27 protein-coding genes are annotated in these 25,866 nt (G+C 68.2%); 23 read left to right on the top strand and 4 right to left on the bottom strand.

Going from position 1 to position 25,866, the window contains the following annotated elements; genetic code table 11:
• Positions 1–15 precede the first annotated feature (15 nt).
• Entirely contained in the window at positions 16–489 is a 474-nt protein-coding gene (locus tag EJP67_RS21625) for a hypothetical protein (RefSeq protein ID WP_126023756.1), read from the top strand.
• 21 nt (positions 490–510) lie between these two features.
• Here EJP67_RS21625 and EJP67_RS21620 read toward each other — a convergent pair whose 3' ends face one another.
• Positions 511–1,539: an AraC family transcriptional regulator gene (locus tag EJP67_RS21620; RefSeq protein ID WP_126023755.1), complete on the bottom strand. Its 1,029-nt coding sequence runs from the start codon at positions 1,537–1,539 to the stop codon at positions 511–513.
• Between the two features lie 141 nt (positions 1,540–1,680).
• On the opposite strand from EJP67_RS21620, the gene EJP67_RS21615 reads away from it, so the two are divergent.
• The 8 genes from EJP67_RS21615 (at position 1,681) to yfcF (ending at position 11,622) form a co-directional block, all read left to right on the top strand.
• A complete protein-coding gene (locus EJP67_RS21615; protein WP_126023754.1) occupies positions 1,681–2,853 on the top strand; it encodes an isovaleryl-CoA dehydrogenase in 1,173 nt (390 codons plus the stop codon).
• Between the two features lie 57 nt (positions 2,854–2,910).
• On the top strand, positions 2,911–4,593 hold the full coding sequence (locus EJP67_RS21610) for an AMP-binding protein (RefSeq protein WP_126023753.1): 1,683 nt from the start codon (positions 2,911–2,913) through the stop codon (positions 4,591–4,593).
• A 152-nt stretch (positions 4,594–4,745) separates the two neighbouring features.
• On the top strand, positions 4,746–6,368 hold the full coding sequence (locus tag EJP67_RS21605) for a carboxyl transferase domain-containing protein (protein ID WP_126023752.1): 1,623 nt from the start codon (positions 4,746–4,748) through the stop codon (positions 6,366–6,368).
• Between the two features lie 10 nt (positions 6,369–6,378).
• Complete coding sequence (locus tag EJP67_RS21600; protein ID WP_126023751.1) at positions 6,379–7,179, top strand: enoyl-CoA hydratase/isomerase family protein; 801 nt, start codon at positions 6,379–6,381, stop codon at positions 7,177–7,179.
• Between the two features lie 25 nt (positions 7,180–7,204).
• Complete coding sequence (locus EJP67_RS21595; protein WP_126023750.1) at positions 7,205–7,879, top strand: DUF4126 domain-containing protein; 675 nt, start codon at positions 7,205–7,207, stop codon at positions 7,877–7,879.
• Complete coding sequence (locus EJP67_RS21590; protein WP_126023749.1) at positions 7,872–9,884, top strand: acetyl-CoA carboxylase biotin carboxylase subunit; 2,013 nt, start codon at positions 7,872–7,874, stop codon at positions 9,882–9,884. The genes EJP67_RS21595 and EJP67_RS21590 overlap by 8 nt, the downstream gene beginning before the upstream one ends.
• 72 nt (positions 9,885–9,956) lie before the next feature.
• On the top strand, positions 9,957–10,895 hold the full coding sequence (locus EJP67_RS21585; RefSeq protein ID WP_126023748.1) for a DUF4349 domain-containing protein: 939 nt from the start codon (positions 9,957–9,959) through the stop codon (positions 10,893–10,895).
• A 97-nt stretch (positions 10,896–10,992) separates the two neighbouring features.
• Positions 10,993–11,622, top strand: a complete 630-nt coding sequence (gene yfcF / locus EJP67_RS21580; RefSeq protein WP_126023747.1) for a glutathione transferase — start codon at positions 10,993–10,995, stop codon at positions 11,620–11,622.
• 22 nt (positions 11,623–11,644) lie between these two features.
• Here yfcF and EJP67_RS21575 read toward each other — a convergent pair whose 3' ends face one another.
• A complete protein-coding gene (locus EJP67_RS21575; RefSeq protein ID WP_126023746.1) occupies positions 11,645–11,959 on the bottom strand; it encodes an EthD family reductase in 315 nt (104 codons plus the stop codon).
• A gap of 95 nt (positions 11,960–12,054) precedes the next feature.
• On the opposite strand from EJP67_RS21575, the gene EJP67_RS21570 reads away from it, so the two are divergent.
• From EJP67_RS21570 to EJP67_RS33675, 14 genes are all read left to right on the top strand, one after another.
• Positions 12,055–12,975 (top strand): 2-hydroxyacid dehydrogenase, encoded by a 921-nt coding sequence (locus EJP67_RS21570; protein ID WP_126023745.1) that lies wholly within the window; start codon positions 12,055–12,057, stop codon positions 12,973–12,975.
• 94 nt (positions 12,976–13,069) lie between these two features.
• Positions 13,070–13,819 (top strand): IclR family transcriptional regulator, encoded by a 750-nt coding sequence (locus tag EJP67_RS21565; RefSeq protein ID WP_126023744.1) that lies wholly within the window; start codon positions 13,070–13,072, stop codon positions 13,817–13,819.
• On the top strand, positions 13,816–14,214 hold the full coding sequence (locus EJP67_RS21560) for a cupin domain-containing protein (RefSeq protein WP_126023743.1): 399 nt from the start codon (positions 13,816–13,818) through the stop codon (positions 14,212–14,214). Before EJP67_RS21565 ends, EJP67_RS21560 begins: the two co-directional genes overlap by 4 nt.
• Before the next feature lie 26 nt (positions 14,215–14,240).
• Positions 14,241–15,257, top strand: a complete 1,017-nt coding sequence (locus tag EJP67_RS21555) for a Bug family tripartite tricarboxylate transporter substrate binding protein (protein WP_126023742.1) — start codon at positions 14,241–14,243, stop codon at positions 15,255–15,257.
• A gap of 121 nt (positions 15,258–15,378) precedes the next feature.
• Entirely contained in the window at positions 15,379–16,605 is a 1,227-nt protein-coding gene (locus tag EJP67_RS21550; protein WP_126023741.1) for a CaiB/BaiF CoA transferase family protein, read from the top strand.
• The gene (locus EJP67_RS21545) at positions 16,602–17,771 is read left to right on the top strand and encodes an acyl-CoA dehydrogenase family protein (protein ID WP_126023740.1); all 1,170 of its coding nucleotides are present in this window, start codon (positions 16,602–16,604) and stop codon (positions 17,769–17,771) included. Before EJP67_RS21550 ends, EJP67_RS21545 begins: the two co-directional genes overlap by 4 nt.
• Positions 17,772–17,784: 13 nt before the next feature.
• Positions 17,785–18,081 (top strand): acylphosphatase, encoded by a 297-nt coding sequence (locus tag EJP67_RS21540; protein ID WP_126023739.1) that lies wholly within the window; start codon positions 17,785–17,787, stop codon positions 18,079–18,081.
• 138 nt (positions 18,082–18,219) lie between these two features.
• Positions 18,220–19,140, top strand: a complete 921-nt coding sequence (locus EJP67_RS21535) for a hydroxymethylglutaryl-CoA lyase (protein ID WP_126023738.1) — start codon at positions 18,220–18,222, stop codon at positions 19,138–19,140.
• Between the two features lie 38 nt (positions 19,141–19,178).
• Positions 19,179–19,814, top strand: a complete 636-nt coding sequence (locus tag EJP67_RS21530) for a LysE family transporter (RefSeq protein WP_126023737.1) — start codon at positions 19,179–19,181, stop codon at positions 19,812–19,814.
• A 47-nt stretch (positions 19,815–19,861) separates the two neighbouring features.
• Positions 19,862–20,350, top strand: a complete 489-nt coding sequence (locus EJP67_RS21525) for a YbaK/EbsC family protein (RefSeq protein WP_126023736.1) — start codon at positions 19,862–19,864, stop codon at positions 20,348–20,350.
• Positions 20,347–20,616, top strand: a complete 270-nt coding sequence (locus EJP67_RS21520; protein ID WP_126023735.1) for a DUF1289 domain-containing protein — start codon at positions 20,347–20,349, stop codon at positions 20,614–20,616. Before EJP67_RS21525 ends, EJP67_RS21520 begins: the two co-directional genes overlap by 4 nt.
• A complete protein-coding gene (locus tag EJP67_RS21515) occupies positions 20,613–21,260 on the top strand; it encodes a 2-hydroxychromene-2-carboxylate isomerase (RefSeq protein WP_126023734.1) in 648 nt (215 codons plus the stop codon). Before EJP67_RS21520 ends, EJP67_RS21515 begins: the two co-directional genes overlap by 4 nt.
• A 188-nt stretch (positions 21,261–21,448) precedes the next feature.
• Positions 21,449–23,143: an MFS transporter gene (locus EJP67_RS21510; RefSeq protein WP_126023733.1), complete on the top strand. Its 1,695-nt coding sequence runs from the start codon at positions 21,449–21,451 to the stop codon at positions 23,141–23,143.
• A 105-nt stretch (positions 23,144–23,248) separates the two neighbouring features.
• Positions 23,249–23,398, top strand: a complete 150-nt coding sequence (locus EJP67_RS33675; RefSeq protein WP_019656389.1) for a hypothetical protein — start codon at positions 23,249–23,251, stop codon at positions 23,396–23,398.
• A gap of 12 nt (positions 23,399–23,410) precedes the next feature.
• Here EJP67_RS33675 and EJP67_RS21505 read toward each other — a convergent pair whose 3' ends face one another.
• Complete coding sequence (locus tag EJP67_RS21505) at positions 23,411–24,523, bottom strand: ABC transporter substrate-binding protein (RefSeq protein ID WP_126023732.1); 1,113 nt, start codon at positions 24,521–24,523, stop codon at positions 23,411–23,413.
• A gap of 181 nt (positions 24,524–24,704) precedes the next feature.
• Positions 24,705–25,817 carry an ABC transporter substrate-binding protein gene (locus EJP67_RS21500; protein ID WP_126023731.1) on the bottom strand — a complete coding sequence of 371 codons (1,113 nt, stop codon included), beginning with the start codon at positions 25,815–25,817 and terminating at the stop codon, positions 24,705–24,707.
• Positions 25,818–25,866 lie beyond the last annotated feature (49 nt).

Genomic DNA, 25,866 nt, shown 5'->3' with positions numbered 1-25,866 from the left:
CAGCGCCGCGAACCCATGAACTCCGAACTGCATCAGCTCGCGAAGACGGCCGATCTCGGCTCGGAAGCGCGGCGGCTGCCGCGGCTGCGTTTCGGCTTCACGTGCGTGCAGCGTGTGCGGCACCTGCTGGAGTCGCCGGAGGCCCTGGAAGGGCTGGACACGCTGGGCGCATTCCTCGAAGGCAAGATCAACTCCGCCGCTCTGGCATTGGCCGAACAGCGGATGGCTGTGGTGGCAGGAAGCCATCCGGGTTCCCGCTCCATCGACGGAACGGCCCATGCGGCAGTCTCGGCGACCTATGCGGTGTTCCAGGCGGTTGCCGGCCGCGCACTGCAGGCCGCGGAGTACGCGGCCTACGCAACCGTCTATGCATACGGCGCCTATGCGATCACCGATCCCGAGGCTTTCGCCGAGGAGTTCGCCTGGCAGGTCTCGGCGCTCGAGGCACTGCTGCGCGAAGAGCATCCACTGCGGGCGCGGGCCGGCTGACCCCGCATCCGAACGCAGCGCCTATTTGTCCCGCTGCCTGAAGTCGCGCGGCGCCTGCCCAGTCCATTGCTGGAAGGCGCGCGAAAAGCTCTTCTCGTTGCGAAAGCCCACGGCCAGCGCGACCTGCTTGATGGGGCGGTTGGTCCGGCGCAATTGATCCACGGCCATCTCGTGGCGCACCTCGTTCTTCAGCGCCTGCAGCGAGGTGCCTTCCTCGTGCAACTGCCGATGCAGCGTGCGGCCCGACACGTTGAGCAGCGCGGCGAGCGCCTCGGCGGTGGTGGCCTCGTTGGTGCGCGAGCGCAGCAGTTCGCGCACGCGCTGGCCCAGCAGGCGATCGCGGCGGTATTGCAGGATGGTGAGCGGCAGCGCGCGCTTGAGCATGGCACGCAGCGCGCGTTCGTCGCGCTGCAGCGGCAGGGCAAGGTAGCGCTCGTCGAAGGCGATGCCGGCCTGCGGCGCGCCGAAGCGCACGTCGGGTGCGAACATCAGCGGATAAGCGTCGCTGTGCGGGGGCGCGGCGAACGGAAAGGCCGCATGGCGCAGCGAGATGCGCGAGTCGATGGCCCAGCACATGTAGCCATGCACGAAGCGCAGGATGGTCACCAGGCAGAACTCGCGGAAGGCGTCCTCGAGCGGGCGGTTCTCGGCGATGCGCAATGTGGCCACGCCGCCGGCCACGTCGAGCGACAGGCCGATGTCGTCGGTCAGCAGCCGGTGGTGGCGGCACCAGCGCTTGAGGGCCACGCCCAGGTTGGGCGAACTCAGCGAGGCACGGCACAGCATGCCGTAGCTGCCCCAGGGCAGGCGCCGGGAGAACCAGCCGAGCGTTTCGTCGTCGAGTTCCTGCATGGCGTGGCTCGACAGCGCCTCGAACTGCGCCGCCGTCACCCGCGCGCCCGGCCGGGCCAGTTCGCGCGGCGTGATCTGTGCCACCCTCAGTGCCTCCGCTGGGTCCTTGCCGTAGCGCTCGTAGGCCTGCACGATGGCTCTCACGAAGGCCATCGGCGTGACGGCGCGGGTGGGGCGGAGGAACGACGGGGGGGACATGGCTTGGGCGGCGGGTCGTGGCGCAATTTGCAACCATTGTGGCGCCAATTGAGGCGCAGCGAAGCGTAAGCTGCGGACTTTCAAGCAAGCGCCATTCCGCGCGGGTAGCTCTGCGCGCCGACCTCAGAGGAGACAAAACCCATGCACGATCCCGGCCTGAACTTCGACCTGGGCGAGACCATCGACTCGCTGCGCAGCGCGATCCAGGACTTCGCCGCCAACGAGATCGCCCCCCGCGCCGCCGACATCGACCGCGACAACCTGTTCCCGCACGACCTCTGGAAGAAGCTCGGCGACCTCGGCCTGCACGGCATGACGGTGAAGGAGGAATACGGCGGCACCGAGCTGGGCTACCTGGCCCACATCGTGGCCATGGAAGAGGTCTCGCGCGCATCGGCCTCGGTGGGCCTGTCGTACGGCGCGCACTCCAACCTGTGCGTGAACCAGATCCACCGCAACGGCAACGACGCGCAGAAGAAGAAGTACCTGCCCAAGCTGGTGAGCGGCGAACACGTGGGCGCGCTGGCCATGAGCGAGCCCAACGCCGGCTCCGACGTGGTGAGCATGAAGCTCAAGGCCGAGAAGAAGGACGGCTACTACGTGCTCAACGGCGGCAAGATGTGGATCACCAACGGCGGCGACGCCGACACGCTGGTGATCTACGCCAAGACCGAGCCCGAGATGGGCGCGCGCGGCATGACGGCCTTCATCGTCGAGAAGAGCTTCAAGGGCTTCTCGGCCGGCACCAAGCTCGACAAGCTGGGTATGCGCGGCTCCAACACCTATCCGCTGTTCTTCGACAACTGCGAAGTGCCGCAAGAGAACGTGCTCGGCGGCGAAGGCATGGGCGCCAAGGTGCTGATGAGCGGCCTCGACTACGAGCGCGCCGTGCTCTCCGGCGGCCCGCTGGGCATCATGGCCGCCTGCATGGACGCGGTGATTCCCTACATCCACGAGCGCAAGCAGTTCGGCCAGAGCATCGGCGAGTTCCAGCTGATGCAGGGCAAGATCGCCGACATGTACTCGACCTGGCAGGCCACGCGCGCCTACGTGTACGCGGTTGGCAAGGCCTGCGACCGCAACGACCATGCGCGCACCTTCCGCAAGGACGCGGCGGGCGCGATCCTGTACTCGGCCGAGAAGGCGACCTGGATGGCCGGCGAGGCGATCCAGACGCTGGGCGGCGTGGGCTACACCAAGGAATTCCCGGTCGAGCGGCTGTGGCGCGACGCGAAGCTGTACGAGATCGGCGCCGGCACGAGCGAGATTCGGCGCATGCTGATCGGGCGCGAGCTCTTCTCCGAAACGGCCTAGGATGTTTTGCGCCTTCCCCAGCGGGGAAGGTGCCGGACGAAGGAGACAAGGAAGGAAATGAGCATGACCGCCGCATTGACCGAGAGCTACAACAAGGGCGCCACCGATGTCCCGCTGATCGAACAACCCATCGGCGACTTCTTCGACGACATGGTCGCGAAGCAGCCCGACCGCGAGGCGCTCGTCAGCCGCCACGAAGGCAAGCGCTACACCTACCGCGAGTTGCAGGCCGAATCGAACCGCCTTGCCAGCGCGCTGCTGGGCCTGGGCCTCGTGCCCGGCGACCGCGTCGGCATCTGGTCGCACAACAACGTGCCGTGGGTGCTGATGCAGATCGCCACCGCCAAGGCCGGCCTGATCCTCGTCAACATCAACCCGGCCTACCGCACCTCCGAGCTCGAATACGCGCTCAACAAGGTCGGTTGCAAGGCGCTGGTGACGATGGCGCAGTTCAAGACCAGCGACTACCTCGGCATGCTGCGCGAGCTGGGCCCGGCGAAGCTGCCTCAGCTGGCCCACACCTTCTGGATCGACGCGAAGCCGGGCGAGGGCGAGGAGCAGCCCGGCATGAAGCGCTTCTCGCAGCTGCTCGCCAGCGGCGACGCCAACGACCCGCGCGTCGCGCAGGTGCAGAAGACGCTGAAGGCCACCGACCCCATCAACATCCAGTTCACCAGCGGCACCACGGGCTTTCCCAAGGGCGCGACGCTCACGCACCGCAACATCCTGAACAACGGCTTCTTCATCGGCGAGTGCATGAAGCTCTCGCCGGCCGACAGGCTGTGCATCCCGGTGCCGCTGTACCACTGCTTCGGCATGGTGCTGGGCAACCTGGCCTGCCTCACGCACGGCTCGGCCATCGTGTATCCGAACGACGGCTTCGATCCGCTCACCGTGCTGGAGACGGTGCAGGCCGAGAAATGCACCGGGCTGCACGGCGTGCCCACGATGTTCATCGCCGAACTCGACCATCCGCGCTTCAAGGAGTTCGATCTCTCGACGCTGCGCACCGGCATCATGGCCGGCTCGCCGTGCCCCATCGAGGTGATGAAGCGCGTGGTCAGCGAGATGCACCTGAGCGAGATCACCATCGCCTACGGCATGACCGAGACCAGCCCCGTCAGCTGCCAGAGCAGCACCGACACGCCGCTGGACCGCCGCGTGTCGACCGTGGGCACGGTGCAGCCGCACCTGGAGGTGAAGATCGTCGACCCCGAGACCGGCGCCGTCGTGCCGCCGGGCAAGTCGGGCGAGCTGTGCACGCGCGGCTACTCGGTGATGCACGGCTACTGGGACGACGAGGCCAAGACCCGCGAGGCCATCGATGCCGAGCACTGGATGCACACCGGCGACCTCGCCACCATGGACGCCGAGGGCTACGTCAACATCGTCGGGCGGATCAAGGACATGGTGATCCGCGGCGGCGAGAACATCTACCCGCGGGAGATCGAGGAGTTCCTCTACCGCCATCCGAAGGTGCAGGACGTGCAGGTCGTCGGCCTGCCCGATCGCAAGTACGGCGAGGAGCTGTGCGCGTGGATCATCGTCAAGCCCGGCCAGAGCGCCAGCGAGGAAGACATCCGCGAGTTCTGCAAGGGCCAGATCGCGCACTACAAGGTGCCCAAGTACATCCGCTTCGTCGCCGAGTTCCCGATGACCGTGACCGGCAAGATCCAGAAATTCAAGATCCGCGACGAGATGAAGGCGCAGCTGGGGCTGGACGAAGCTCGTACAGCGTAGAGGCCGTCCATGAACAGCCGAACGCAGAAGAAGGACAAAGGTACGCAGAAGTCGCAGAGGGACATCATCCTGTTTGAAGGTTTTCTTTTGCGACCTTTGCGAAACCTTTGCGCCCTCTGCGTTCGGTTCCCGCTTCCGAATTCCGAATACCCATGACCCAACTCGAAACCAAACTCAATGCCCGCTCGGCCGACTTCCAGGCCAACGCCGCAGCCATGCGCGCACTGGTCGACGACCTGCGCGCGCAGTTCGCGAAAGTGGAGCAGGGCGGCGGCGAGGCCGCGCGCGCCAAGCACACGGCGCGCGGCAAGCTGCTGCCGCGCGACCGCGTGGCCGAACTGCTCGACCCGGGCACGCCCTTCCTCGAGATCGCGCCGCTGGCCGCGCATGCGATGTACCTCGACGGCAAGGGCGTGGAATCGGCGCCGGGCGCCGGCATCATCGCGGGCATCGGCCGCGTCAACGGCGTGGACTGCATGATCGTATGCAACGACGCCACGGTGAAGGGCGGCACCTACTACCCGATGACGGTCAAGAAGCACCTGCGCGCGCAGGAGATCGCCGAGCAGAACCGCCTGCCGTGCATCTACCTGGTCGACTCGGGCGGCGCCAACCTGCCGAACCAGGACGAGGTGTTTCCCGACCGCGAGCACTTCGGCCGCATCTTCTACAACCAGGCCAACATGAGCGCCCAGGGCATCCCGCAGATCGCGGTGGTGATGGGCTCGTGCACGGCCGGTGGCGCCTACGTGCCGGCGATGAGCGACGAATCGATCATCGTGAAGAACCAGGGCACCATCTTCCTGGGCGGTCCGCCGCTGGTGAAAGCGGCCACGGGCGAGGTGGTGACGGCGGAAGACCTGGGCGGCGGCGACGTGCACACGCGCCTTTCCGGCGTGGCCGACCATCTTGCGCAGAACGACCTGCATGCGCTGGCGCTCGCGCGCTCGGCGGTGGCGAACCTCAACGCCAAGGCTGCCGAGGCCCCGGCGGGCGGCGAGGTGCGCGAGCCGGCGTACCCGAGCGAGGAGCTCTACGGCGTGATCCCCACCGACACGCGCAAGCCCTTCGACGTGCGCGAGATCATCGCGCGCATCGTCGACGGCAGCGAGTTCCACGAGTTCAAGGCGCGCTTTGGCGCCACGCTGGTGTGCGGCTTCGCCGAGATCGAGGGCATGCCCGTGGGCATCGTCGCCAACAACGGCATCCTGTTCTCCGAATCGGCGCAGAAGGGCGCGCACTTCATCGAGCTGTGCTGCCAGCGCAAGACTCCGCTGGTGTTCCTGCAGAACATCACCGGCTTCATGGTGGGCCGCAAGTACGAGAACGAGGGCATCGCGCGCCACGGCGCCAAGATGGTGACGGCCGTGGCCACCGCCAACGTGCCCAAGTTCACCATCATCATCGGCGGCAGCTTCGGTGCCGGCAACTACGGCATGTGCGGCCGCGCGTACAGCCCGCGCTTCCTCTGGATGTGGCCCAACGCGCGCATCAGCGTGATGGGCGGCGAGCAGGCCGCGAGCGTGCTCGCCACCGTGAAGCGCGACGGCATCGAAGGCAAGGGCGGCAGCTGGAGCAAGGAAGAGGAAGAAGCCTTCAAGGCGCCGATCCGCCAGCAGTACGAAGACCAGGGCCACCCCTACTACGCCACCGCGCGGCTGTGGGACGACGGCATCATCGATCCGGCCGACACGCGCCGCGTGCTGGCACTGGGCCTGGCGGCCGCGCGCAACGCGCCGGTGCCGGAGCCGAAGTTCGGCATCTTCCGGATGTGAGGAGCCTGGCATGAGCGAATACACCAAGCTCCAGCTGAGCCTCGACGGCGCCATCGCCCGCGTCTGGCTCGACCAGCCCGATGCGCGCAACGCCTTCGACGACGTCGTCATCGCCGAACTCACGCGAGCCTTCGCCGAAGCCGGCGCCGCGCCGCAGGTCAAGGCCATCGTGCTGGGCGCGAACGGGCCGGCCTTCTGCGCGGGCGCGAACCTCAACTGGATGCGCCGCATGGCCGACTACACGCGCGACGAGAACATCGCCGACGCGGGCAAGCTCGCCGAAATGTTGCGCACCATCGCCGAGTGCCCGAAGCCCACCATCGCGCGCGTGCAGGGCGACGTGTACGCGGGCGGCATGGGGCTGGTGGCGGCCTGCGACATGGCCGTGAGCGTGGACACCGCCTGGTACTGCCTGAGCGAAGTGAAGATCGGCCTCGTGCCCGCGACCATCAGCCCCTACGTGCTGCGCGCGATGGGCACGCGCGCCTCGCAGCGCTACTTCCTCACGGCAGAGCGCTTCACCGCGGCGGAGGCGCATCGCATCGGCTTCGTGCACGAGGTGGTGGCCGCCGACTCGCTCGACGCGAAGGTCGACGAACTGCTGAAGGCGCTGACCGGTGCGAGCCCGGCGGCAGTGCGCGCCTGCAAGAAGCTGATCGCCGACGTGGCGGGCCGTGAGATCGACGACGCGCTGATCGCGCAGACGGTCGAAGGCATCGCGGACATCCGCGCCAGCGATGAAGGCCGCGAGGGCGTGCAGGCCTTCCTTCAGAAGCGCAAGCCCTCGTGGCTCGAAGCGAGCAAGTCCTGAAGACCCATCCTCCGGAGGTCGCGCCATGAACACCAGCCTCGACATGCCGCAGCTGCTCGCGCTGGCCGCCGCCATCGGCTGGGCCAGCGGCGTGCGGCTCTACCTGGTCGTGCTGCTGACGGGCCTGGCCGGCTACTTCGGCTGGGTGCCGTTGCCCGGCGGGCTGCAGATGCTGGCCCATCCGGTGGTGATCGCGGCCAGCGGCTTCATGGTGTTCATCGAATTCTTCGCCGACAAGATCCCGGGCCTCGATTCGCTGTGGGACGTCGTGCACACGGCCATCCGCATCCCGGCGGGCGCGGCGCTCGCGGCCAGCGTGTTCGGCGTGGACCACGGCGTGATGGCCATCGTGGCGGCGCTGCTGGGCGGCAGCTTCGCGGCCACGGCGCATGCGGCCAAGGCCACGACGCGCGCGGCCATCAACACCTCGCCCGAGCCGTTCTCGAACGTCGGCGCCTCGCTGGCGGAAGACACCATGGTGCCCGCGGGGCTGTGGCTCGCGGTGGCGCATCCCTTCGTCTTTCTCGTGCTGTTCGTGCTGGTGCTGGTGGCGAGCGTGTGGCTCATCCGCAAGAGCTGGCGTTTCCTCAAGGCGCTGTTCGCCCGCGTGGCCCGCATCTTCAGCGGCCGGCCCGATCCGGGCGTGGTGCCCGCGTTTCAACTGAAAAAGAATCCTCCGGGAGACACTCCGAATGTTTAAGAAGATCCTCATTGCGAACCGTGGCGAGATCGCCTGCCGCGTCGCGGCAACTGCCCGCCGCATGGCCATCCGCACCGTCGCCGTTTATTCCGACGCCGACGCGCACGCCAACCACGTGCGTGCCTGCGACGAGTCGGTCCATCTTGGCGGCAGCGCGCCCAAAGACAGCTACCTGCGCTGGGAAAAGATCCTCGAGGCCGCCAAGGCCACGGGCGCCGAGGCGGTCCACCCCGGCTACGGCTTCCTCAGCGAGAACGAGGAGTTCGCGCAGGCCTGCGCCGATGCCGGCCTGGTCTTCATCGGCCCGCCGCCGTCGGCCATCAAGGCGATGGGCCTGAAGGCCGAGTCGAAGCAGCTGATGGAGAAGGCCGGCGTGCCGCTGGTGCCCGGCTACCACGGCCACGACCAGAACCCGCAGCTGCTGCAGCGCGAGGCCGACCGCATCGGCTATCCGGTGCTCATCAAGGCCAGCGCGGGTGGTGGCGGCAAGGGCATGCGTGCGGTCGACAAGGCGGAAGACTTCGCCGCCGCGCTCGCCTCATGCCAGCGGGAGGCCATCAACAGCTTCGGCGACGACGCGGTGCTGATCGAGAAGTACGTGCAGCGTCCGAGGCACATCGAGATCCAGGTGTTCGGCGACACGCACGGCAACTACGTCTACCTGTTCGAGCGCGACTGCTCGGTGCAGCGGCGCCACCAGAAGGTGCTCGAAGAAGCGCCCGCGCCTGGCATGACGGAGGCGATGCGCAAGCAGATGGGCGAGGCCGCAGTGGCGGCTGCGCGTGCCGTGAACTACGTGGGCGCAGGCACTGTGGAGTTCATCGTCGAGCAGCGAGAGGGCGGCGAGATGAACTTCTTCTTCATGGAGATGAACACGCGGCTGCAAGTGGAGCATCCGGTGACCGAGGCCATCACGGGTCAGGATCTCGTCGAATGGCAGCTGCGCGTGGCTTCGGGCGAGGCGCTGCCCGCGAAGCAGTCGGAGCTGCAGATCCACGGCCACGCCATCGAGGCGCGCATCTGCGCCGAGAACCCCGACAACAACTTCCTGCCCGCCACCGGCACGCTGCGCGTGTACCGTAAGCCTGCTGCCACCGCCTTCCAGCGCAGCCGCGTGCGCATCGACGACGGCGTGCGCGAGGGTGGCGAGATCTCGCCCTTCTACGACTCGATGATCGCCAAGCTCATCGTGCACGGCAGCACGCGCGAAGAGGCGCTGGCGCGGCTCGACGCCGCGCTGGCGCAGGTGCAGATCGTGGGCGTGGCGACCAACGTGCAGTTCCTGCGCGGCATCCTGGCGACCGAATCGTTCTCGAAGGCCAACCTCGACACCGCGCTGATCGAGCGCGAGCGCGCGGTGCTGTTCGACCGCGAGCCGCTGGGGCTGTCGCTGGCCGCGGCCGCCGCGATCACGCGCACGCTGATCGGCGAATGGCCCGGGAAGATGCCCGATCCCTTTGCGCGGCGCGACGGCTGGCGCTCGCTGGGCGAGTACCGGCGCCACTTCGACTTCGAGTTCCGCGGAGCGGAGCAGACCGCGCTGCTGACCTACAAGCGCGACGGCGGCCTGTGGCTCGAAGCCGGTGGCGTTGCGGGCCCGCTGGTCATCGGCCGGTTCCCGACCGGCGAGTTCGAGGTGGAGTTCGCGGGCAGCCGCCAGACGCTCGACGTGCACCTCGACGGCGCCGTGGCCCACGTCTTCGCCTCGAAGGGCGCGACGAAGATCACCGCCATCGACCGGCTGGCCCATGCGGGCGACACGCAGGCCGAGGGCGGCCGGCTCACCGCGCCGATGCCCGGCAAGGTGGTGTCCTTCGCGGTCAAGGCCGGCGACAAGGTCAGCCGCGGCCAGCCGCTGGCGGTGATGGAGGCGATGAAGATGGAGCACACCATCGCCGCGCCGGCCGACGGCACGGTGGAAGAGCTGATGTTCGCGCCGGGCGAGCAGGTGGCCGAAGGCGACGAGCTGCTGCGCATGAGCGCCGCAGCCGCTGCGGCAGCCTGAAAAAAAGTTAACCCCGTTGCGGGCGCCCGCCCGTATGAGCTGCGGTAGTCAACATTCAAGGGAGCTCCTTCCATGACCTATCGCATGCCCAGTTTCTCCGTCCGCCGCCACGCGGGCATCGCCCTGCTGGCTTTGGCCGCGGCTCTTTCACTGGCCGGCTGCGGCCGCAACGGCGAGGAGAAGGGGGCGGCAGCCGTGCTCTCCGAGCCGGCCCCGCCGCCCGCGCCCATGCAGGCCGCGAGCGGGCACGCAGGTGGCGCGGACATGCGGATGCGGTCGGCCGAGGCGGCCACCGACGAGTCCCGGAACAGCCAGGACACACCCCTGCAGCGTTTCCTGGCCGTGCGCCAGGAGCTGAACGTCGAGGTGCCGGCCGACCAGCTCGCCGATGCCTGGGGCAAGGTGCGCGACCTCTGCGGCACGCTGAAGTGCGAGTTGCTGTCGTCGTCGCTGCTGCGCGAGACGCCGCAGCAGCCCGGCAACGCCATGCTGGAGATGCGCGTGGAGCCCGCCGACGTCGACAGGCTGCTCGGCGGCCTGGCGGGCGTGGCCAGCGTGGTCTCGCACACCACCACCAGCGAGGACAAGACCGCCGAAGTGATCGACGTCGAGGCCCGTATCAGGAACCGTACCGAATTCCGCGACAGCCTGCGCGCGATGCTGCGCGACACCGTCACCAAGCGCACCATGACCGACCTGCTGGCCATCCAGCGCACGCTGTCGGACACGCAGGCCGAGCTCGACGCCATCGCCACGCAGCGCAAGGTGCTGGCGCAGCAGACCAGCAAGCAGCACATCCAGATCCAGTTCACGGCCAGGCGCGCGCTGGTGAGCGGCGGCGACGGCTACAGCCCGATGCGCAATGCGCTGCGCAACGCAGGCTCGGTGCTGTCGGAAAGCGTGGGCTCGCTCATCACCTTCATCGCGGCCGTGCTGCCGTGGCTGCTGCTGGTGGTGCTGCCGCTGGGCTGGCTGGCGCGGGTGCTGTGGCGCCGCCGCCGCGCCAGCTAAGACGCGCCAGCTAAGAATCAGTCAGTAAGATCGCGCACCTACCGCTTCAAGGCCTTTTGTTTTAAAGGCCCCCATTCGCGCAGGAGCCTTCTTCCCGATGCCGGACCCGCTACGCCTCCATGTGGACGCCCAGTTCGCCAGCCCCTACGCCATGTCCGTGTACGTGGCGCTGAACGAAAAGCAGCTGGACTTCCACATCTCCCCGGTCGACCTGGGTGCGCTGGAGCACCGGGCGGCCGGCTTCTCCCGTTTGTCCTTGACCCAGCGCGTGCCGACGCTGGTGCATGGAGATTTCGCGCTTTCCGAATCGTCCGCCATCACCGAGTACATCGACGAGACCTTCGCCGGGACGGCGCTGTATCCCTCCGAACCCCGTGCCCGCGCCCGTGCGCGCCAGCTGCAGGCCTGGCTTCGCAGCGACCTCATGCCGGTGCGGCAGGAACGCTCCACGGAGGTGATCTTCTACGCTCCGGCGGGCGCGCCACTGTCGGCGGCCGCGCACCGCGCGGCGCAGACGCTCTTCCAGGTCGCGCAGGCGCTGCTGCCGGAAGGCGCGGAAAACTTGTTCGGCGACTGGTCGATCGCCGACGTCGACCTGGCGCTGATGCTCAATCGCCTGGTGATGAACGGCGACGCCGTGCCGCAGCGGCTGGCGTCCTATGCCGACAGGCAGTGGCAGCGGCCGTCGGTGCAGCGCTGGGTGGCGCTGGAGCGGCCGCCGCGCTGAGGCCGCGTCAGGGCTCTTTCGGTCAGCCCACCACCACTTCGCTGATCTGCGTCAGCGGCACGATGTCGGTGTAGTTCTTCACGTCGTCCCTGACCTCCTTCTGGTGCGGGCCGAAGGCCTTCAGGAAGGATTCGACCGATTCGGCGAACACGTGGCACATGGCGACGTAGGTGGGCGCGGAGCCCGGCGCGCCGCCGGACAGGCCCTTGTCGATGGTGTACGAGAGGCATGCGTCGCCCATGCGGGCCTTGATCATGGGCATGTGCTTGTCGCGGTAGTAGTCGTGATCGAACCGTGCGCCGGGGGTGTGGGGGTACATCACGCTGAACTTGATCATTCCAAGAGTCTCCTGAGGTGGGCGTTCGAGGATAGGAGATGGCCAGTGCCCGCACAAGCCGATGGCGACGCGGGCGCGACCTAAGATGCGTGCCCATGCGAATCACCGTCTACCTCACCGACAACCGCCCAGACCCCTGGATCGAAGGCCTGAAGGCCGAACTCCCCGATGCCGTCATCGAAGCCTGGAAGCCCGGCGCGCCGCAGGCCGACCATGCCGTGGTGTGGGCGCCGCCGCAGGAGTTCCTCGACGAGCAGCCGAAGCTGCGCGGCATCTTCAACATCGGCGCGGGCGTCGATGCGCTGCTCAAGCTGAAGGTGCCGGCGCACACGCGCATCGTGCGGCTCGACGATGCAGGCATGTCGGTGCAGATGGCGGAGTACGTGTGCCACACGCTCATTCGCCATTTCCGCGAATTCGACGCCTACGAGGCCGACGCGCGCGAGGGCAAGTGGAGCTACCGCAAGCCGAGGATGCGGCGCGACTTTCCGGTGGGCATCATGGGCCTGGGCGTGCTCGGCGAGCGCGTGGCGAAGGCCGTGGCGCAGTTCGAGTTCCCGGTGCTGGGGTGGAGCCGCTCGCCGAAGGAGATCGAGGGCGTGCGCGTGTTCAGCGGCGAGGCGCAGTTCGACGAGTTCCTCTCGTCCACGCGCGTGCTGGTCAACCTGCTGCCGCTGACCGATGCGACGCGCGGCATCCTCAACCGCGACACGCTGGGCAAGCTGAAGCCCGAGGGCTACCTCATCAGCATCGCGCGCGGCGGCCACCTGGTGGAAGACGACCTGATTCCGATGCTCGACGCCGGCCGGCTCGCGGGCGCGACGCTGGACGTATTCCAGGTCGAGCCGCTGCCCGCCGACCACGCCTTCTGGCGCCATCCGAAGATCACCGTGACGCCGCACGGCTCGGCACGCACGTTGCGCGAAGAGTCCATCGCGCAGATCGCCGGGAAGATCCGCGCGATGGAGCAGGGGCTGCCGATCGCCGGCGTGGTCGATCCGGTGCGCGGCTACTGACGGCGGGGGCGTCCCCTCTCCGGGCCCGCCGGAGTGCATCGCGGGCAGGGGAAACCCTGAAACACTGATTTTTCACAAGTATGAAAATATTTTCATGACTGTGAAAACCGCGTTTCGGGTGATCGAGATCGTCGAACTCTTCGCCCGCGAGAAGCAGCCGCTGGCCCTTTCGGAGATGGCGCGCCTGCTCGACATGCCGGTGTCGAGCTGCCTGGGCCTGATCCGCACGCTCGAGGAGCAGGGCTACATGTACGAGACCGGCCGCCGCCAGGGCTACTACCCCACCGGCCGGCTGCTGGCGATGGCGCAGGTCATCGCCGCCCACGACCCGGTGCTCGACCGGGTGAAGGCCACGCTGGAGGAGCTGCGCGACGCGGCGCGCGAGACGGTGGTGTTCGGCAAGTTCCGCGACGCGGGGCAGGTGGTGTACCTGGAAGTGCTGAGCGCGCCGCAGAGCATCCGCTACACGGCCGAGTCGGGCGAAACGCGCCCGGCCTACGCCAACTCCATCGGCCGCGCGCTGCTTTCAACGCTGGACCCGGACGAGCGCCGCCGGCTGCTCGAAGGCGCGACGCTCGCGCCGCTGACCGACGCCACGCTCACTACCGCCGACGCCATCGAGGCCGAGCTGCAGCGCTCCGCCACGCGCGGCTGGTACGGCAACCTCGGCGAGAGCATTCCCGACCTGATCGGCCTCGCCTGGCCGCTGCGCATCGGCGGCGAGGCCTACGCCATCTCCGTCGCAGGGCCGCGCTACCGCATGGAGGCGCGCATCGAGGAGATCGCCGCGATGCTGCGCTCGGCCTGCCTCGCCATCGAACCCAAGAACGAAAGCCCCCGATGACAGCAACGACAGCAGCAGCCCCCCGCTATTTCGTCCGCGAGGCCGAGATCGCCGGCTACCACCCCGCCAACCACACCGGCACGCTGAACAAGCGGCTGATCGGCCCCGAGACCGTGGGCGCGAAGCAGCTCGAAGTGCTGGTGGGCCACATCCAGAAGGGCAAGGGCGCGCTGCCGCACGCGCACCCTGGCATCGAGCAGGTCTGCTACATGCTCGAAGGCCGCGCGGTCGCCGAAGTGGGTGGCCAGCGGCAGGAGCTGCACCCGGGCGACAGCTGCTTCTTTCCCGCCGAAGCGATGCACACCTTCACCGTGGTGAGCGACGAGCCGGTGCGCGTGCTGGTGATCTACAGCCCGCCCTACGAGGAATCGCCGGAGCGCGTGATCCGGCCCTGACGTAACAACAACCGGAGACAAAGCAAATGCAGACAACCAAGAACGCGACCGGGCAACCGGCCGCGATGGCGAACCGTCGCCGTTTCATTTCCATCGGCGCCGCCGCGGGCCTCGCGGGCGCCATGCCCTGGGCCTTCGCGCAGGACGGCTATCCGAAGCAGCCCATACGCATCGTCGTGCCCTTCGCCGCAGGCAGCGGCACCGACGCGGTGGCGCGCATCGCGGGACAGATGCTCGGCGATGCGCTCAAGGCCTCGGTCATCATCGACAACAGGGCGGGCGCCAACGGCGTGATTGCGGCCGAGTACGTCGCCAAGGCGGCGCCCGACGGCTACACGCTGTTCATGACCACCAACACCACGCACTCGGCCAACCCGAGCCTGATGAAGTCGCTGCCCTACGACCCGGTGAAAGACTTCGCGCCCGTCAGCCGCATGGGCAACCTGCCCTTCATGCTGGTGGTGAACAACGACCTGCCCGTGAAGAGCGTGGCCGAGCTGCTGGCCTGGGGCCGCGCGCATCCCGGCAAGCTGACCTACGCGAGCGGCAACAGCACCGGCATCGTGAGCGGCGCCACGCTCTCGCGCATGAGCGGCGTGCCGATGCTGCACGTGCCCTACAAGAGCACGCCGCCGGCCATCGCCGACCTGATCGGCGGGCAGGTGTCGATGATGGTGGTCGACCTCGCGGCGGGCCTGGCCACGGTGAAGGCCGGCAAGATGCGGGCAATCGCCGTCACTACGCAGGAGCGCACCAAGCTCTTTCCCGAACTGCCGCCGCTGGCCGACACGCCCGAACTCAAGGGCTTCGACATCACCTCGTGGAACGGCGTGTTCGCGCCGGCGGGCACGCCGCGGGACATCGTGCTGAAGCTCAACAAGGTGCTGGCCGACATGGCGAACGGCCCGGTGTTCCGCGAGCGCGTGGCGAAGCTGGGCTTCGACGCCTTCGGCAGCACGCCGGAAGAGCTGGGCGCGTTCACCGTCTCGGAGCTGGCGAAGTGGAAGAAGCTGATCCAGGCCGCGGGGATACAGCCCGAATGAGCGATCTGAGTTTCCCCCTCCCCCGCTGGGGGAGGGCAGGGGTGGGGGCACGCGGCGTCCCCACCTGGCGCTCTGCCTGCCCCCATCCCAGCCTTCCCCCAGAGGGGGAAGGAGCGAAGACATGAACTCCTCCGGACCTCTCCAGGGCATCCGCATCCTCGACCTCACGGCCGTGGTGATGGGCCCCTATGCCACCCAGACGCTGGGCGACCTGGGCGCCGACGTCATCAAGGTCGAGCCGCCCGGCGGCGACAACCTGCGCGCCGTCGGCCCGATGCGCAACCCGGGCATGGGCGCGATGGCGATGCACCTCAACCGCAACAAGCGCTCCATCGTGCTCGACCTCAAGCAGCCCGAGGGCCGCGAGGCCTGCCTGCGGCTCGCAGCGGGCTGCGACGCGCTGATCTACAACACGCGGCCGCAGGCGATGGCGCGGCTCGGGCTGGGCTACGAGGCGGTGTCGGCGGTGAACCCGAAGATCGTCTACCTCGGCGCATTCGGCTATGGCGAGCAGGGGCCGTATGCGGGCAAGCCTGCCTACGACGACCTGATCCAGGGCGCGGCCGGCGTGGCCTCCCTCTTCGCGCAGCAGAGCGGCAGCGCGCCGCGCTACGCGCCCGTCACGCTGGCCGACCGCGCGGTGGGGCTGCAGGCCGCCATCGCGCTGCTCGCGGCCGTGCTGCATGCCCAGCGCACCGGCAAGGGCCAGGCCGTGGAGGTGCCGATGTTCGAGGCGCTGTCGCAGTTCGTGATGGGCGACCACCTCGGCGGCCACAGCTTCGAGCCGCCGCTGGGGCCCACCGGCTACGCGCGCCTGCTCGCGCCGCACCGCAAGCCCTACGCCACGGCCGACGGCTACCTCAGCGTGCTGATCTACAACGACAAGCACTGGCAGGCCTTCTTCGACGTGATCGGCCGGCCCGAACTGCGCGGCTCGCCGATGTTCGGCACGCACACCGCGCGCGCCGCGAACATCGGCGCGGTGTATGCCTTCGTGGCCGAGGTGATGGCCACGCGCACCAGCGACGAATGGTTTGCCGCGCTGTCCGCCGCCGACATCCCGGTCGCGCGCCTGCACAGCACCGAAAGCCTGCTCGACGACCCGCACCTGCGCGCCGTCGGCTTCTATCCCGAACTCGACCACCCGAGCGAGGGCCGCATCCGCACGCTCGCCCCGGTCGGCCGCTACAGCGCCACGCCAGCCGCCATCCGCCGCCCCGCGCCGCGCATCGGCGAGCAGAGCGTGGAGCTGCTGCGAGAAGCGGGCTACGGCGAAGAGGCCATCGCCCGCATGCTCGAAGGCGGCGTCACGCTGCAACCTGAACCCACGAAAGACAGCGAAGAATGAATTTCTCCTTGAACGAAGACCAGCGCTCGCTGGTCGCCGCCATCGAACGCCTCTGCGAGGACTTTCCCATCGACTACTGGCGCGACCACGACGACCGCGCCGTGTTCCCGCACGAGTTCCACCGCGCCGTGGCCGAGAGCGGCTGGCTCGGCATCGCCATGCCCGAGGCGCAGGGCGGCGCGGGGCTGGGCATCACCGAGGCGGCGCTGATGATGCGCGCCATCAGCGCATCGGGCGCGGGCATGTCGGGTGCGTCGTCGGTGCACATGAACATCTTCGGGCTCAACCCGGTGGTGGTGTTCGGCAGCGAGGAGCAACGCCAGCGCTTCCTGCCGCCGCTGATCGCGGGCACCGAGAAGGCCTGCTTCGCAGTCACCGAGCCCGACGCGGGGCTCGACACCACCAGCCTCAAGACCCAGGCCGTGCGCCAGCCCGAAGGCGGCTACGTGCTGCACGGGCGCAAGATCTGGATCTCGACCGCGCAGGTGGCCGACCGCATGCTGATCCTCACGCGCACCACGCCGCTCGACCAGGTGAAGAAGCCCACGCAGGGCCTCACGCTGTTCTACACGCCGCTGGACCGCGCCCGCGTCGAGGTGCGCGAGATCCACAAGCTGGGCCGCGCGGCGGTGGACTCCAACATGCTCTTCATCGACGGGCTCGAGGTGCCCGAGGAAGACCGCATCGGCGAGGAGGGCAGGGGCTTCGAATACATCCTGCATGGCCTCAACCCCGAGCGCATATTGATCGCGGCGGAAGCCATCGGCATCGGCCGCGCGGCGCTGCGCATCGCTTCGCAGTACGCACAGGAGCGCGTCGTGTTCGGCCGGCCCATCGGCCAGAACCAGGGCGTGGCGCATCCGCTGGCGCGCGCCTGGGCCAACCTGGAGGCGGCCGACCTGATGATGCTGAAGGCCGCCACGCTCTACGACGCGGGCGAGCCCTGCGGCATCGAGGCCAACGCCGCCAAGTACCTCGCGGCCGAGGCGGCGCACGATGCCTGCCAGAACGCGGTGCTCACGCTCGGCGGCATGGGCTACGCGAAGGAATACCATGTGGAGCGGCTGCTGCGCGAGAGCTACATCCCGCGCATCGCGCCCGTCAGCCCACAGATGATCCTGAACTTCATCGCCGAGAAGGCGCTGGGGCTGCCCAAGTCGTACTGATCTCTCTGGAGCCATGAACACCGTCGCCCGCCATCTCGCCATCCGCGGCCTCGTGCAGGGCGTGGGCTATCGCTGGTCGATGGTGCAGGCGGCGAAGCGCCTGCGTGTGCGCGGCTGGGTGCGCAACCGGCGCGACGGCAGCGTCGAGGCGCTCGTGGCCGGTGAGGCTTCTGCGGTGGAAGAGCTGATCCGCTGGGCGCGCCAGGGGCCGGAAGGCGCGCGCGTCGATGCGGTCGACGTTGGCGATCCGGCCGGTGCCATCGCGGCCCAGGCCCCGCCCGACGGCTTCGAGCAGAGGGAAACAGCCTAGCACCGATCGCCTGGCGCCATTTGCAACCTCGCAGGCGCGCATTGCTACCTTCCCCGGCTTCTGTACCAGGCAGGGGATTTCCATGTGGCCGACAATCGAAGGCGGTCTTCCATCCTCCAGCGATACAAGAGACATCCCATGAAACTCCCCACCCAAGTCAGGCTCGTCGACGTCGGCCCGCGCGACGGCCTGCAGAACGAAAAGCAGCCCGTGTCCGCCGAAGTGAAGATCGGCCTCGTGCACCGCCTGCAGGACGCGGGCCTGAAGGAGATCGAGGTCACCAGCTTCGTGAGCCCCAAGTGGGTGCCGCAGATGGCCGACAACGCCGAGGTGATGCACGGCATCGGCCGCAAGCCCGGCGTGCTCTATTCGGTGCTCACGCCCAACATGAAGGGCTTCGAGGCGGCCATCGCCGCGCCGCGCGAGGAGTGGCCCGACGAGATCGTGGTGTTCGGCGCCGCCAGCGAGGCCTTCAGCCAGAAGAACATCAACTGCTCCATCGCCGAGAGCATCGAGCGCTTCGCACCGGTGGTGGCGGCGGCGCTCGAGAAGGGCATCCGTGTGCGCGGCGCGATGTCGTGCACGGTCGGCTGCCCCTATGAAGGCGAGATCGCGCCGGCCAAGGTCGGCTACCTCGCGCAGCTGATGAAGGGCATCGGCGTGCAGCGCGTGGACGTGGCCGACACCATCGGCGTGGGCACGCCGCGCAAGGTGCAGGCCGCGATGGAAGCCACGCTGGCGCACTTCGGCGTCGACGCCATTTCCGGCCACTTCCACGACACCTACGGGCAGGCGCTCGCCAACACGCTCGCGGCGCTCGAACTGGGCGTGTGGAACTTCCAGTCGTCCTCGGCCGGCCTGGGCGGCTGCCCCTATGCCAAGGGCGCGACCGGCAACGTGGCGACCGAGGACGTGGTCTACATGCTGCACGGCATGGGCATCGAGACCGGCATCGATCTCGACAGGCTGATCGACGCGGGCGTCTACATCAGCGAGGCGCTGGGCCGCGAGCCGAACTCGCGCGCCTCGAAGGCCATCCGCACCAAGCGGGCCGGCTGAAGCGCTGAATCGAACAGATAGATAAGCGGGAGTAGTCAGTGGATCTGCATGTGTGGCTTGCATTCCTGGTGGCCAGTTGCGTCATCGCGGTGTCGCCCGGTTCGGGCGCGGTGCTCAGCATGAGCCACGGGCTCAGCTACGGCGTGCGGCGCACCACGGCGACCATCGTGGGGCTGCAGCTGGGGCTCGCGGTGATCCTGCTGGTGGCCGGCCTTGGCGTGGGTGCGGTGCTCACCGCCTCGGCCAGCGCGTTCCTGGTCGTCAAGGTGGTGGGCGCGTGCTATCTGCTGTGGCTGGGCTGGCGCCAGTGGCGTGCGCCCGTCGCGAAGATCGAGGGCGGCGCGACGCAGGCGGCTGAACCCGACCTCACGGCACCGCAGCGCGTGCTGCGCGGCTTCCTCACCAACGTGACCAACCCCAAGGGCATTGTCTTCATGGCTGCGGTGCTGCCGCAGTTCATCCAGCCGACGCGGCCCCTGTGGCTGCAGCTGCTGGTGCTGCTGGCCACCACGGTGATGGTCGACGTGACCGTGATGCACGGCTATGCCTGGCTGGCCGCGCGGCTGCAGGGCATGCTGCGCAGCGTGCGCGCACGGCGCGCGCAGAACCGCGTCTTCGGCGGCGTGCTGATGGCGATGGGCGCGATGCTGTTCCTGTTCAAGCGCAGCGCCTGACGGAGCCCGCGCCCACGGCCCGGCAGCCTGATAGATTCGAAGCCATCATGTGCGGATCCGAACTCCATAACCTCCCCGAAGGCGTCCAGCGCGTTTCCCGCGCCCTGCAGGATGCCGGCCACCCCCACTCCCCACGCATGCTCGACGACGCCTGCCGCACCGCGCAGCAGGCGGCCGACGCGCTCGGCATCGCGGTCGGGCAGATCGCCAAGAGCATCATCTTCCGGCGCAAGAGCGACGAGTCGGCGGTGCTGGTCATCACCTCGGGCGACAAGCGCGTGGACGAGAAGAAGGTCGACGCGCTGGTCGGCAAGACCGGCCGCGCCGACGCCGACTTCGTGAAGTCGCGCACCGGCTTCACCATCGGCGGCGTGTCGCCCGTGGGCCACCTGACGCCGCCCGTGGTGCTGATCGACCGCGAGCTCTTCCGCTTCGAGGAGATCTGGGCGGCAGCCGGCCACCCGCACGCGGTGTTCCAGCTGCGCCCGCACGACCTCGAGAAGCTCACCGGCGCGCCGGTGGCCGACGTGGTGTGAATTTCGCGGAAGCCGAGACGCTGGCCGAACGCGCCGTGGCGGTGCAGGCCGCGGCGGGCGATGTGCCTTCGCCGTGCTGCTCGGTGTGCCGCATGGATCGCCTGAGCGGCTTCTGCGAAGGCTGCCTGCGCACCATCCCCGAGATCGCGGGCTGGAGCAGGATGGAAGACGAGACCCGGCGCCACGTGTGGCGGGCGATAGAGTTGCGGGCGAAGGCCGGCATCTGGCGCGTGCCCGCGGCGAACCCAGGAGACAGCAGCCCATGAAGCACATCGACTTCCATCTCGACTTCATCTCGCCCTACGCGCACCTCGCCTTCGAGCACCTGCCCGAAGCGCTCGAGGGCCTGAGCTACAGCGTGGCCTACAGGCCGGTGCTGCTTGGCGCGCTGCTCAAGCAGCACGGCCAGCTCGGCCCGGCGGAGATTCCGTCGAAGCGCAGCTGGACCTACCGCCACGTGCTCTGGCTGGGCCACACGCACGGCATAGAGATCCGGATGCCGGCCTCGCATCCTTACAACCCGCTGGCGCACCTGCGGCTGGCGGTATCCACGGGCGACGACGGCACCATCAGCCGCCTCGTGGCCGAGACCATCTTCCGCCACGTGTGGCGCGGCGGCGAGGAAGCGGGCGACCCCGCGCGGCTCGCCGCGCTCACCGCGCAGCTCGGGCCGAAGCGCGACGCGAACAGCGAGGAGAGCAAGGCCCTGCTCAAGCGCAACACCGAAGAGGCCCTGCGCCAGGGCGTGTTCGGCACGCCGACCTACGTGGTCGACGGCCGCCTGTTCTGGGGCTTCGACGGCCTGCAGATGCTGCGCGCCTACCTGTCGGGCGATGCGTGGTTCGACGGCCCCGAGTGGGCTTCGGCGGACCAGCGCCCGGCCTTGCTGCGCAGCAGCAAACAGGGCTGAGTACAAACCCGCGGGCGCCGGAAAAGCGCCCCGATTTCTTACAGGCTGAAACGTGCTGCGCGGGTTTCACCCTAAACCGTAAGCGCCGGTTCAGTTTCGCGAAAGGCTCGGGTCAGTCGCGCCTCCAAGAATGCCGCACGGTCCCGGATTCCGGGAACGAATGAACGCATACACACAGGAGACGACCAATGGCAGCCACACTAGATTCGAGGGGAGTGCCGCACCCGGCCCCCCGGCCCATGTCCTCGGAGGAGAAGAAAGTCATCTTCGCCTCCTCGCTGGGCACCGTGTTCGAGTGGTACGACTTCTACCTCTACGGTTCGCTGGCCGCGATCATCGCGAAGCAGTTCTTCAGCGGCCTGGATGCGGGCGCCGCCTTCATCTTCGCGCTGCTGGCCTTCGCCGCCGGCTTCCTGGTGCGTCCGTTCGGCGCCATCGTGTTCGGCCGGCTGGGCGACATGATCGGTCGCAAGTACACCTTCCTGGTGACGATCCTGATCATGGGCCTGTCGACCTTCATCGTCGGCCTGCTGCCCAGCTACGCGACCATCGGCGTCGCGGCGCCGGTGATCCTGATCGCGCTGCGCATGCTGCAGGGCCTCGCGCTCGGCGGCGAGTACGGCGGTGCCGCCACCTACGTGGCCGAGCACGCGCCGCACGGCAAGCGCGGCGCCTACACCTCGTGGATCCAGACCACCGCCACGCTCGGCCTGTTCCTGAGCCTGCTGGTGATCCTGGGCGTGCGCGAGTTCATGGGCGAGGCGGCCTTCAACGACTGGGGCTGGCGCGTTCCGTTCCTGGTGTCGATCCTGCTGCTGGGCATCTCGGTGTGGATCCGCCTGACGCTGTCCGAGTCGCCCGCCTTCCAGAAGATGAAGGCCGAGGGCAAGACCTCCAAGGCGCCTCTGGCCGAATCCTTCGGCCAGTGGAAGAACCTGAAGATCGTGATCCTGGCGCTGGTGGGCCTGACGGCCGGCCAGGCGGTGGTCTGGTACTCGGGCCAGTTCTACGCGCTCTTCTTCCTGACGGCGCAGCTGAAGGTCGACGCCACCACGGCCAACCTGATGATCGCCGCCGCGCTGCTGCTGGGCACGCCCTTCTTCGTGGTGTTCGGCACGCTGTCGGACAAGATCGGCCGCAAGCCGATCATCATGGCCGGCTGCCTGCTGGCCGTGGTCACCTACTTCCCGGTCTTCAAGATGCTGACCGAAGCCGCCAACCCCGACCTGGCCCGCGCACAGGCCACCGCCGGCGTGACGGTGACGGCGGACCCGGCGACCTGCTCCTTCCAGGGCAACCCGGTGGCTCGCGAGATCGACTTCAAGAGCTCGTGCGACATCGCCAAGCGCTACCTGGTTCAGAACTCGGTGAGCTATGAGAACGTGGCCGGCGCGCCGGGTTCGAAGGCCATCGTGAAGATCGGCGACAAGTCGGTCGAGGCACCCGTCGGCAACGTCGTGAATTCGAAGTTCGACGAGAACTCCGTCAAGGAAATCGCCGCCTTCAAGAAGGGCGTGGCCGAAGACCTGAAGATCGCCGGCTACCCGGCCAAGGCCGACCCCGCGAAGATGAACAAGGTGCTGACGGTGGTGCTGCTGTTCTGGCTGGTGCTGCTGGTGACCATGGTCTACGGCCCGATCGCCGCGATGCTGGTGGAGCTCTTCCCCACGCGCATCCGCTACACCTCGATGAGCCTGCCCTACCACATCGGCAACGGCTGGTTCGGCGGCCTGCTGCCGACCACCGCCTTCGCCATCGTGGCCTCGACCGGCAACATGTTCAACGGCCTGTGGTATCCGATCATCATCGCCGGCATCACGCTGGTGGTGGGCACGCTGTTCATCCGCGAGACGAAGGACGTGGACATCTACGCTAACGACTGACCGTCGCCGAAGAACAGGCAGGAGGGCGCCGCCCTCCGTTCAACAAAGAGGCTTCATGCCGACCGCATGAGGCCTTTTTCTTGAACCATCCAGGAGACAAAACCCATGTGGAAACTCGTCGTCGGCTTCGTCATCTTCGCCGCCATTGCCCTGTACGTGATCTCGAAGGCCGGTGACAAGGTCGACATGTCGGGCGAGAAGCATGGTGGCGACACCACCACGCACGAACCCGCGCCCGCCGCCGCGCCGAAGTGAGGCCGGGCGAGCCTATCTCTTGAACTTGCCGTCGCTGACGATCGACAGGTCTACGTAGTCGATGCCGGTGTGGTCGGTCGGCGAGTAGCTGATGTCGAGCCCGCCGCCCACGTCGTACTGGAAGGCATTCAGCGTGGCGATCAGCTTCGCGCGCGTGGGCTTCGGCCCCGTGCGGCGCAGAGCCTCCACCATCACCTTCGTGGCGACGAAGCCTTCGAGCAGCGCGGGCGAGAGCTCGTTCTGGCCCTTGGCCTTGGCCAGCGCCAACGCTTCCTTGATGAGCGGATGGCCGAAGGAGCGCTCGTAGGGCAGCACCTGCGTGATGATCACGCCCGCGCTGGCCGAGCCCAGTTCCTTGATGAAGCCCGAGGCCGCGTTGTTCGACAGCGTGATGATCTGCGCCGCCGAGCCGGCAGCACGCAGCGCCTTCACGCCGTCGGTCACGGCCGTGCCCGAGCCGATCCACAGCACCGCCTGCGCGTTGGCCTTGGTGAGTTGCGGGACGATGGCCGCGTAGTCGGGCTTGTTGCGGTCGGCCAGCGCCACCACGGCCGGCTTCAGGTTGGCCTTCTCGAAGCCCTTGTTCGCGCCTTCCATCGCGTCCTTGCCGAAGGAGTCGTCGGCCTGAACGACGGCGATGCGCTGGATGCCGGTGGTCTGCAGGTGCTGCACCGCCTTCTCTGCCTCGCGCTGGTAGGTGGAGCGCACGTTGAAGATGTTCTTCTGCAGCGGCTTGTGCAGCGCCATCGCGCCGGTGGAGGGGCCGACCAGCGCCACCCCGTACTTGTCGAGCAGCGGGATCACCGCGAGCGTGTTGGGCGTGCCGCGGTTCAGCAGCAGCGCGACGACCTTCTTGTCCTCGATGAGCACGCGCGTGTTCTCCAGCGAGCGCTTGGCGTCGAGACCGTCGTCCATGCGGATGACCTCGATCTGCTCGCCGTTGATGCCGCCCTGGGCGTTGACCTGGTCGATGACCAGCTGCGAGCCCATGATGGTTTCCTTGACGCTGGCCGCCACGGGGCCCGAGAGGTCGGCCGACTGGCCGATCAGGATCTGGGCCGCCGCCCCCGGCGCCATCATGGCCAGGAACAGCGCAGCGGCGCAGGACGTGAACGTCTTCTTCATCGAGCAAAGCCTTTCCAGGAAGCGGTCGCCTCTGTCAGAAACTGTGTAATGTGTTGCTGAACGTCACGTCTCGCTAGCTCGCGCAAACCCTGTCAAACCAAGGTTTCCAGCGCCCGGAAAAAAAGCGGCCCGCCGGTTGTGCCGGCGGGCCGTTCAAACTCGCCCCTCTCGGGGCGGGGACTCAACGCTTGAAGCGACCGTCGCTGATGATCGAGAGGTCCGCGAAATCGATGCCGCTGTGGTCGGTGGGCGAATAGCTCACCTCCAGCCCGCCGCCCAGGTCGTAGCCGCGCAGGCTGTCGAGGGCGGCCACCATCCTGGCGCGCGTGGGCTTGGGGCCGGCGCGGCGCAGCGCCTCCACCAGCACCTTGGCCGAGGCGAAGCCTTCGAGCGCGGCCGGCGACAGTTCCGATTGGCCCTTGGCCTGCGCGAGAGCCAGGGCTTCCTTCACCATCGGATGGCCCAGCGAGCGCTCGTTGGGAAACACCTGCGTCACGATCACGCCGCGGCTCGCGTCGCCGAGCTGCTTGATGAAGCCCGAGGAGGCGTTGTTCGACAGCGTGACCACCTGCGCGGCCGAGCCCGCGGCGCGCAGCGCCTTGATGCCGTCGACCACGGCCACGCCGGAGCCGATCCACACCACGGCCTGCGCGTCGGCGCCCTTGATGGCGGGCACGATGGTCTTGTAGTCGGGCTTGTCGCGGTCGGCCGGGATGATCACGGTCGGCTTGGCGTTGCCCTTGCTGAAGCCGGTCATCGCGCCTTCGAGCGCGTCGGTGCCGAAGGAGTCGGTCACGTGCACCACCGCGATGCGCGTGAGGCCGATGGTCAGCAGGTGCTGCACGGCCTTCTCGGCTTCGCGCTGGTAGGTGGCGCGCACGTTGAACACGTGCTTCTGCAGCGGCTTGTGCAGCACCATCGCGCCGGTGGAAGGGCCGATGAGCGCCACGTCGTTCTTGTCGAGCCAGGGAATGATCGCCTGCGAGTGCGGCGTGCCGCGGCTCATGAAGAGCGCCAGCACCTTCTTCTCCTCGATCAGCACGCGTGCGTTCTCGCTGGCGCGCTTCACGTCGAAGCCGTCGTCCATGCGCAGCACTTCGATCTTCTCGCCATGGATGCCGCCCTGCGCGTTGACCGCGTCGATCACCAGGTTCGCGCCGCCGATGGTCTCGTTCACGCTCGCGGCCACCGAGCCGGTCATGCCGGCGGTCTGGCCGATCAGGATCTGGGCAGACGCCCCCAGGGCGCTGAAGGCCAGCAGGGCGGCGGCGCAGAGCGTGCGCGTTTTCGTCATGGAGTCCTTTCGAAGCAATGCTGGCGCCCGGCCGGGCGAACGTGAAAAC

It is taken from the genome of Variovorax guangxiensis (assembly GCF_003952165.1).
Classification (GTDB): domain Bacteria; phylum Pseudomonadota; class Gammaproteobacteria; order Burkholderiales; family Burkholderiaceae_C; genus Variovorax; species Variovorax guangxiensis.
The sequence above is the reverse complement of the archived record's forward strand: the minus strand, read 5'-3'. Positions and strand labels throughout refer to the sequence as shown.

What these genes read in the sequence shown, in the direction of transcription:
- EJP67_RS21620 (WP_126023755.1), bottom strand. Translation starts at nt 1,539, where the DNA reads ATGTCCCCCCCGTCGTTCCTCCGCCCCACCCGCGCCGTCACGCCGATG.
- EJP67_RS21545 (WP_126023740.1), top strand. Translation starts at nt 16,602, where the DNA reads ATGAATTTCTCCTTGAACGAAGACCAGCGCTCGCTGGTCGCCGCCATC.
- EJP67_RS21560 (WP_126023743.1), top strand. Translation starts at nt 13,816, where the DNA reads ATGACAGCAACGACAGCAGCAGCCCCCCGCTATTTCGTCCGCGAGGCC.
- EJP67_RS21570 (WP_126023745.1), top strand. Translation starts at nt 12,055, where the DNA reads ATGCGAATCACCGTCTACCTCACCGACAACCGCCCAGACCCCTGGATC.
- EJP67_RS21590 (WP_126023749.1), top strand. Translation starts at nt 7,872, where the DNA reads ATGTTTAAGAAGATCCTCATTGCGAACCGTGGCGAGATCGCCTGCCGC.
- EJP67_RS21535 (WP_126023738.1), top strand. Translation starts at nt 18,220, where the DNA reads ATGAAACTCCCCACCCAAGTCAGGCTCGTCGACGTCGGCCCGCGCGAC.
- EJP67_RS21540 (WP_126023739.1), top strand. Translation starts at nt 17,785, where the DNA reads ATGAACACCGTCGCCCGCCATCTCGCCATCCGCGGCCTCGTGCAGGGC.
- EJP67_RS21510 (WP_126023733.1), top strand. Translation starts at nt 21,449, where the DNA reads ATGGCAGCCACACTAGATTCGAGGGGAGTGCCGCACCCGGCCCCCCGG.
- EJP67_RS21505 (WP_126023732.1), bottom strand. Translation starts at nt 24,523, where the DNA reads ATGAAGAAGACGTTCACGTCCTGCGCCGCTGCGCTGTTCCTGGCCATG.
- EJP67_RS21550 (WP_126023741.1), top strand. Translation starts at nt 15,379, where the DNA reads ATGAACTCCTCCGGACCTCTCCAGGGCATCCGCATCCTCGACCTCACG.
- EJP67_RS21565 (WP_126023744.1), top strand. Translation starts at nt 13,070, where the DNA reads ATGACTGTGAAAACCGCGTTTCGGGTGATCGAGATCGTCGAACTCTTC.
- EJP67_RS21555 (WP_126023742.1), top strand. Translation starts at nt 14,241, where the DNA reads ATGCAGACAACCAAGAACGCGACCGGGCAACCGGCCGCGATGGCGAAC.
- EJP67_RS21600 (WP_126023751.1), top strand. Translation starts at nt 6,379, where the DNA reads ATGAGCGAATACACCAAGCTCCAGCTGAGCCTCGACGGCGCCATCGCC.
- EJP67_RS21525 (WP_126023736.1), top strand. Translation starts at nt 19,862, where the DNA reads ATGTGCGGATCCGAACTCCATAACCTCCCCGAAGGCGTCCAGCGCGTT.
- EJP67_RS21575 (WP_126023746.1), bottom strand. Translation starts at nt 11,959, where the DNA reads ATGATCAAGTTCAGCGTGATGTACCCCCACACCCCCGGCGCACGGTTC.
- EJP67_RS21595 (WP_126023750.1), top strand. Translation starts at nt 7,205, where the DNA reads ATGAACACCAGCCTCGACATGCCGCAGCTGCTCGCGCTGGCCGCCGCC.
- EJP67_RS21515 (WP_126023734.1), top strand. Translation starts at nt 20,613, where the DNA reads ATGAAGCACATCGACTTCCATCTCGACTTCATCTCGCCCTACGCGCAC.
- EJP67_RS21585 (WP_126023748.1), top strand. Translation starts at nt 9,957, where the DNA reads ATGACCTATCGCATGCCCAGTTTCTCCGTCCGCCGCCACGCGGGCATC.
- EJP67_RS33675 (WP_019656389.1), top strand. Translation starts at nt 23,249, where the DNA reads ATGTGGAAACTCGTCGTCGGCTTCGTCATCTTCGCCGCCATTGCCCTG.
- EJP67_RS21605 (WP_126023752.1), top strand. Translation starts at nt 4,746, where the DNA reads ATGACCCAACTCGAAACCAAACTCAATGCCCGCTCGGCCGACTTCCAG.
- EJP67_RS21610 (WP_126023753.1), top strand. Translation starts at nt 2,911, where the DNA reads ATGAGCATGACCGCCGCATTGACCGAGAGCTACAACAAGGGCGCCACC.
- EJP67_RS21625 (WP_126023756.1), top strand. Translation starts at nt 16, where the DNA reads ATGAACTCCGAACTGCATCAGCTCGCGAAGACGGCCGATCTCGGCTCG.
- EJP67_RS21500 (WP_126023731.1), bottom strand. Translation starts at nt 25,817, where the DNA reads ATGACGAAAACGCGCACGCTCTGCGCCGCCGCCCTGCTGGCCTTCAGC.
- yfcF (WP_126023747.1), top strand. Translation starts at nt 10,993, where the DNA reads ATGCCGGACCCGCTACGCCTCCATGTGGACGCCCAGTTCGCCAGCCCC.
- EJP67_RS21615 (WP_126023754.1), top strand. Translation starts at nt 1,681, where the DNA reads ATGCACGATCCCGGCCTGAACTTCGACCTGGGCGAGACCATCGACTCG.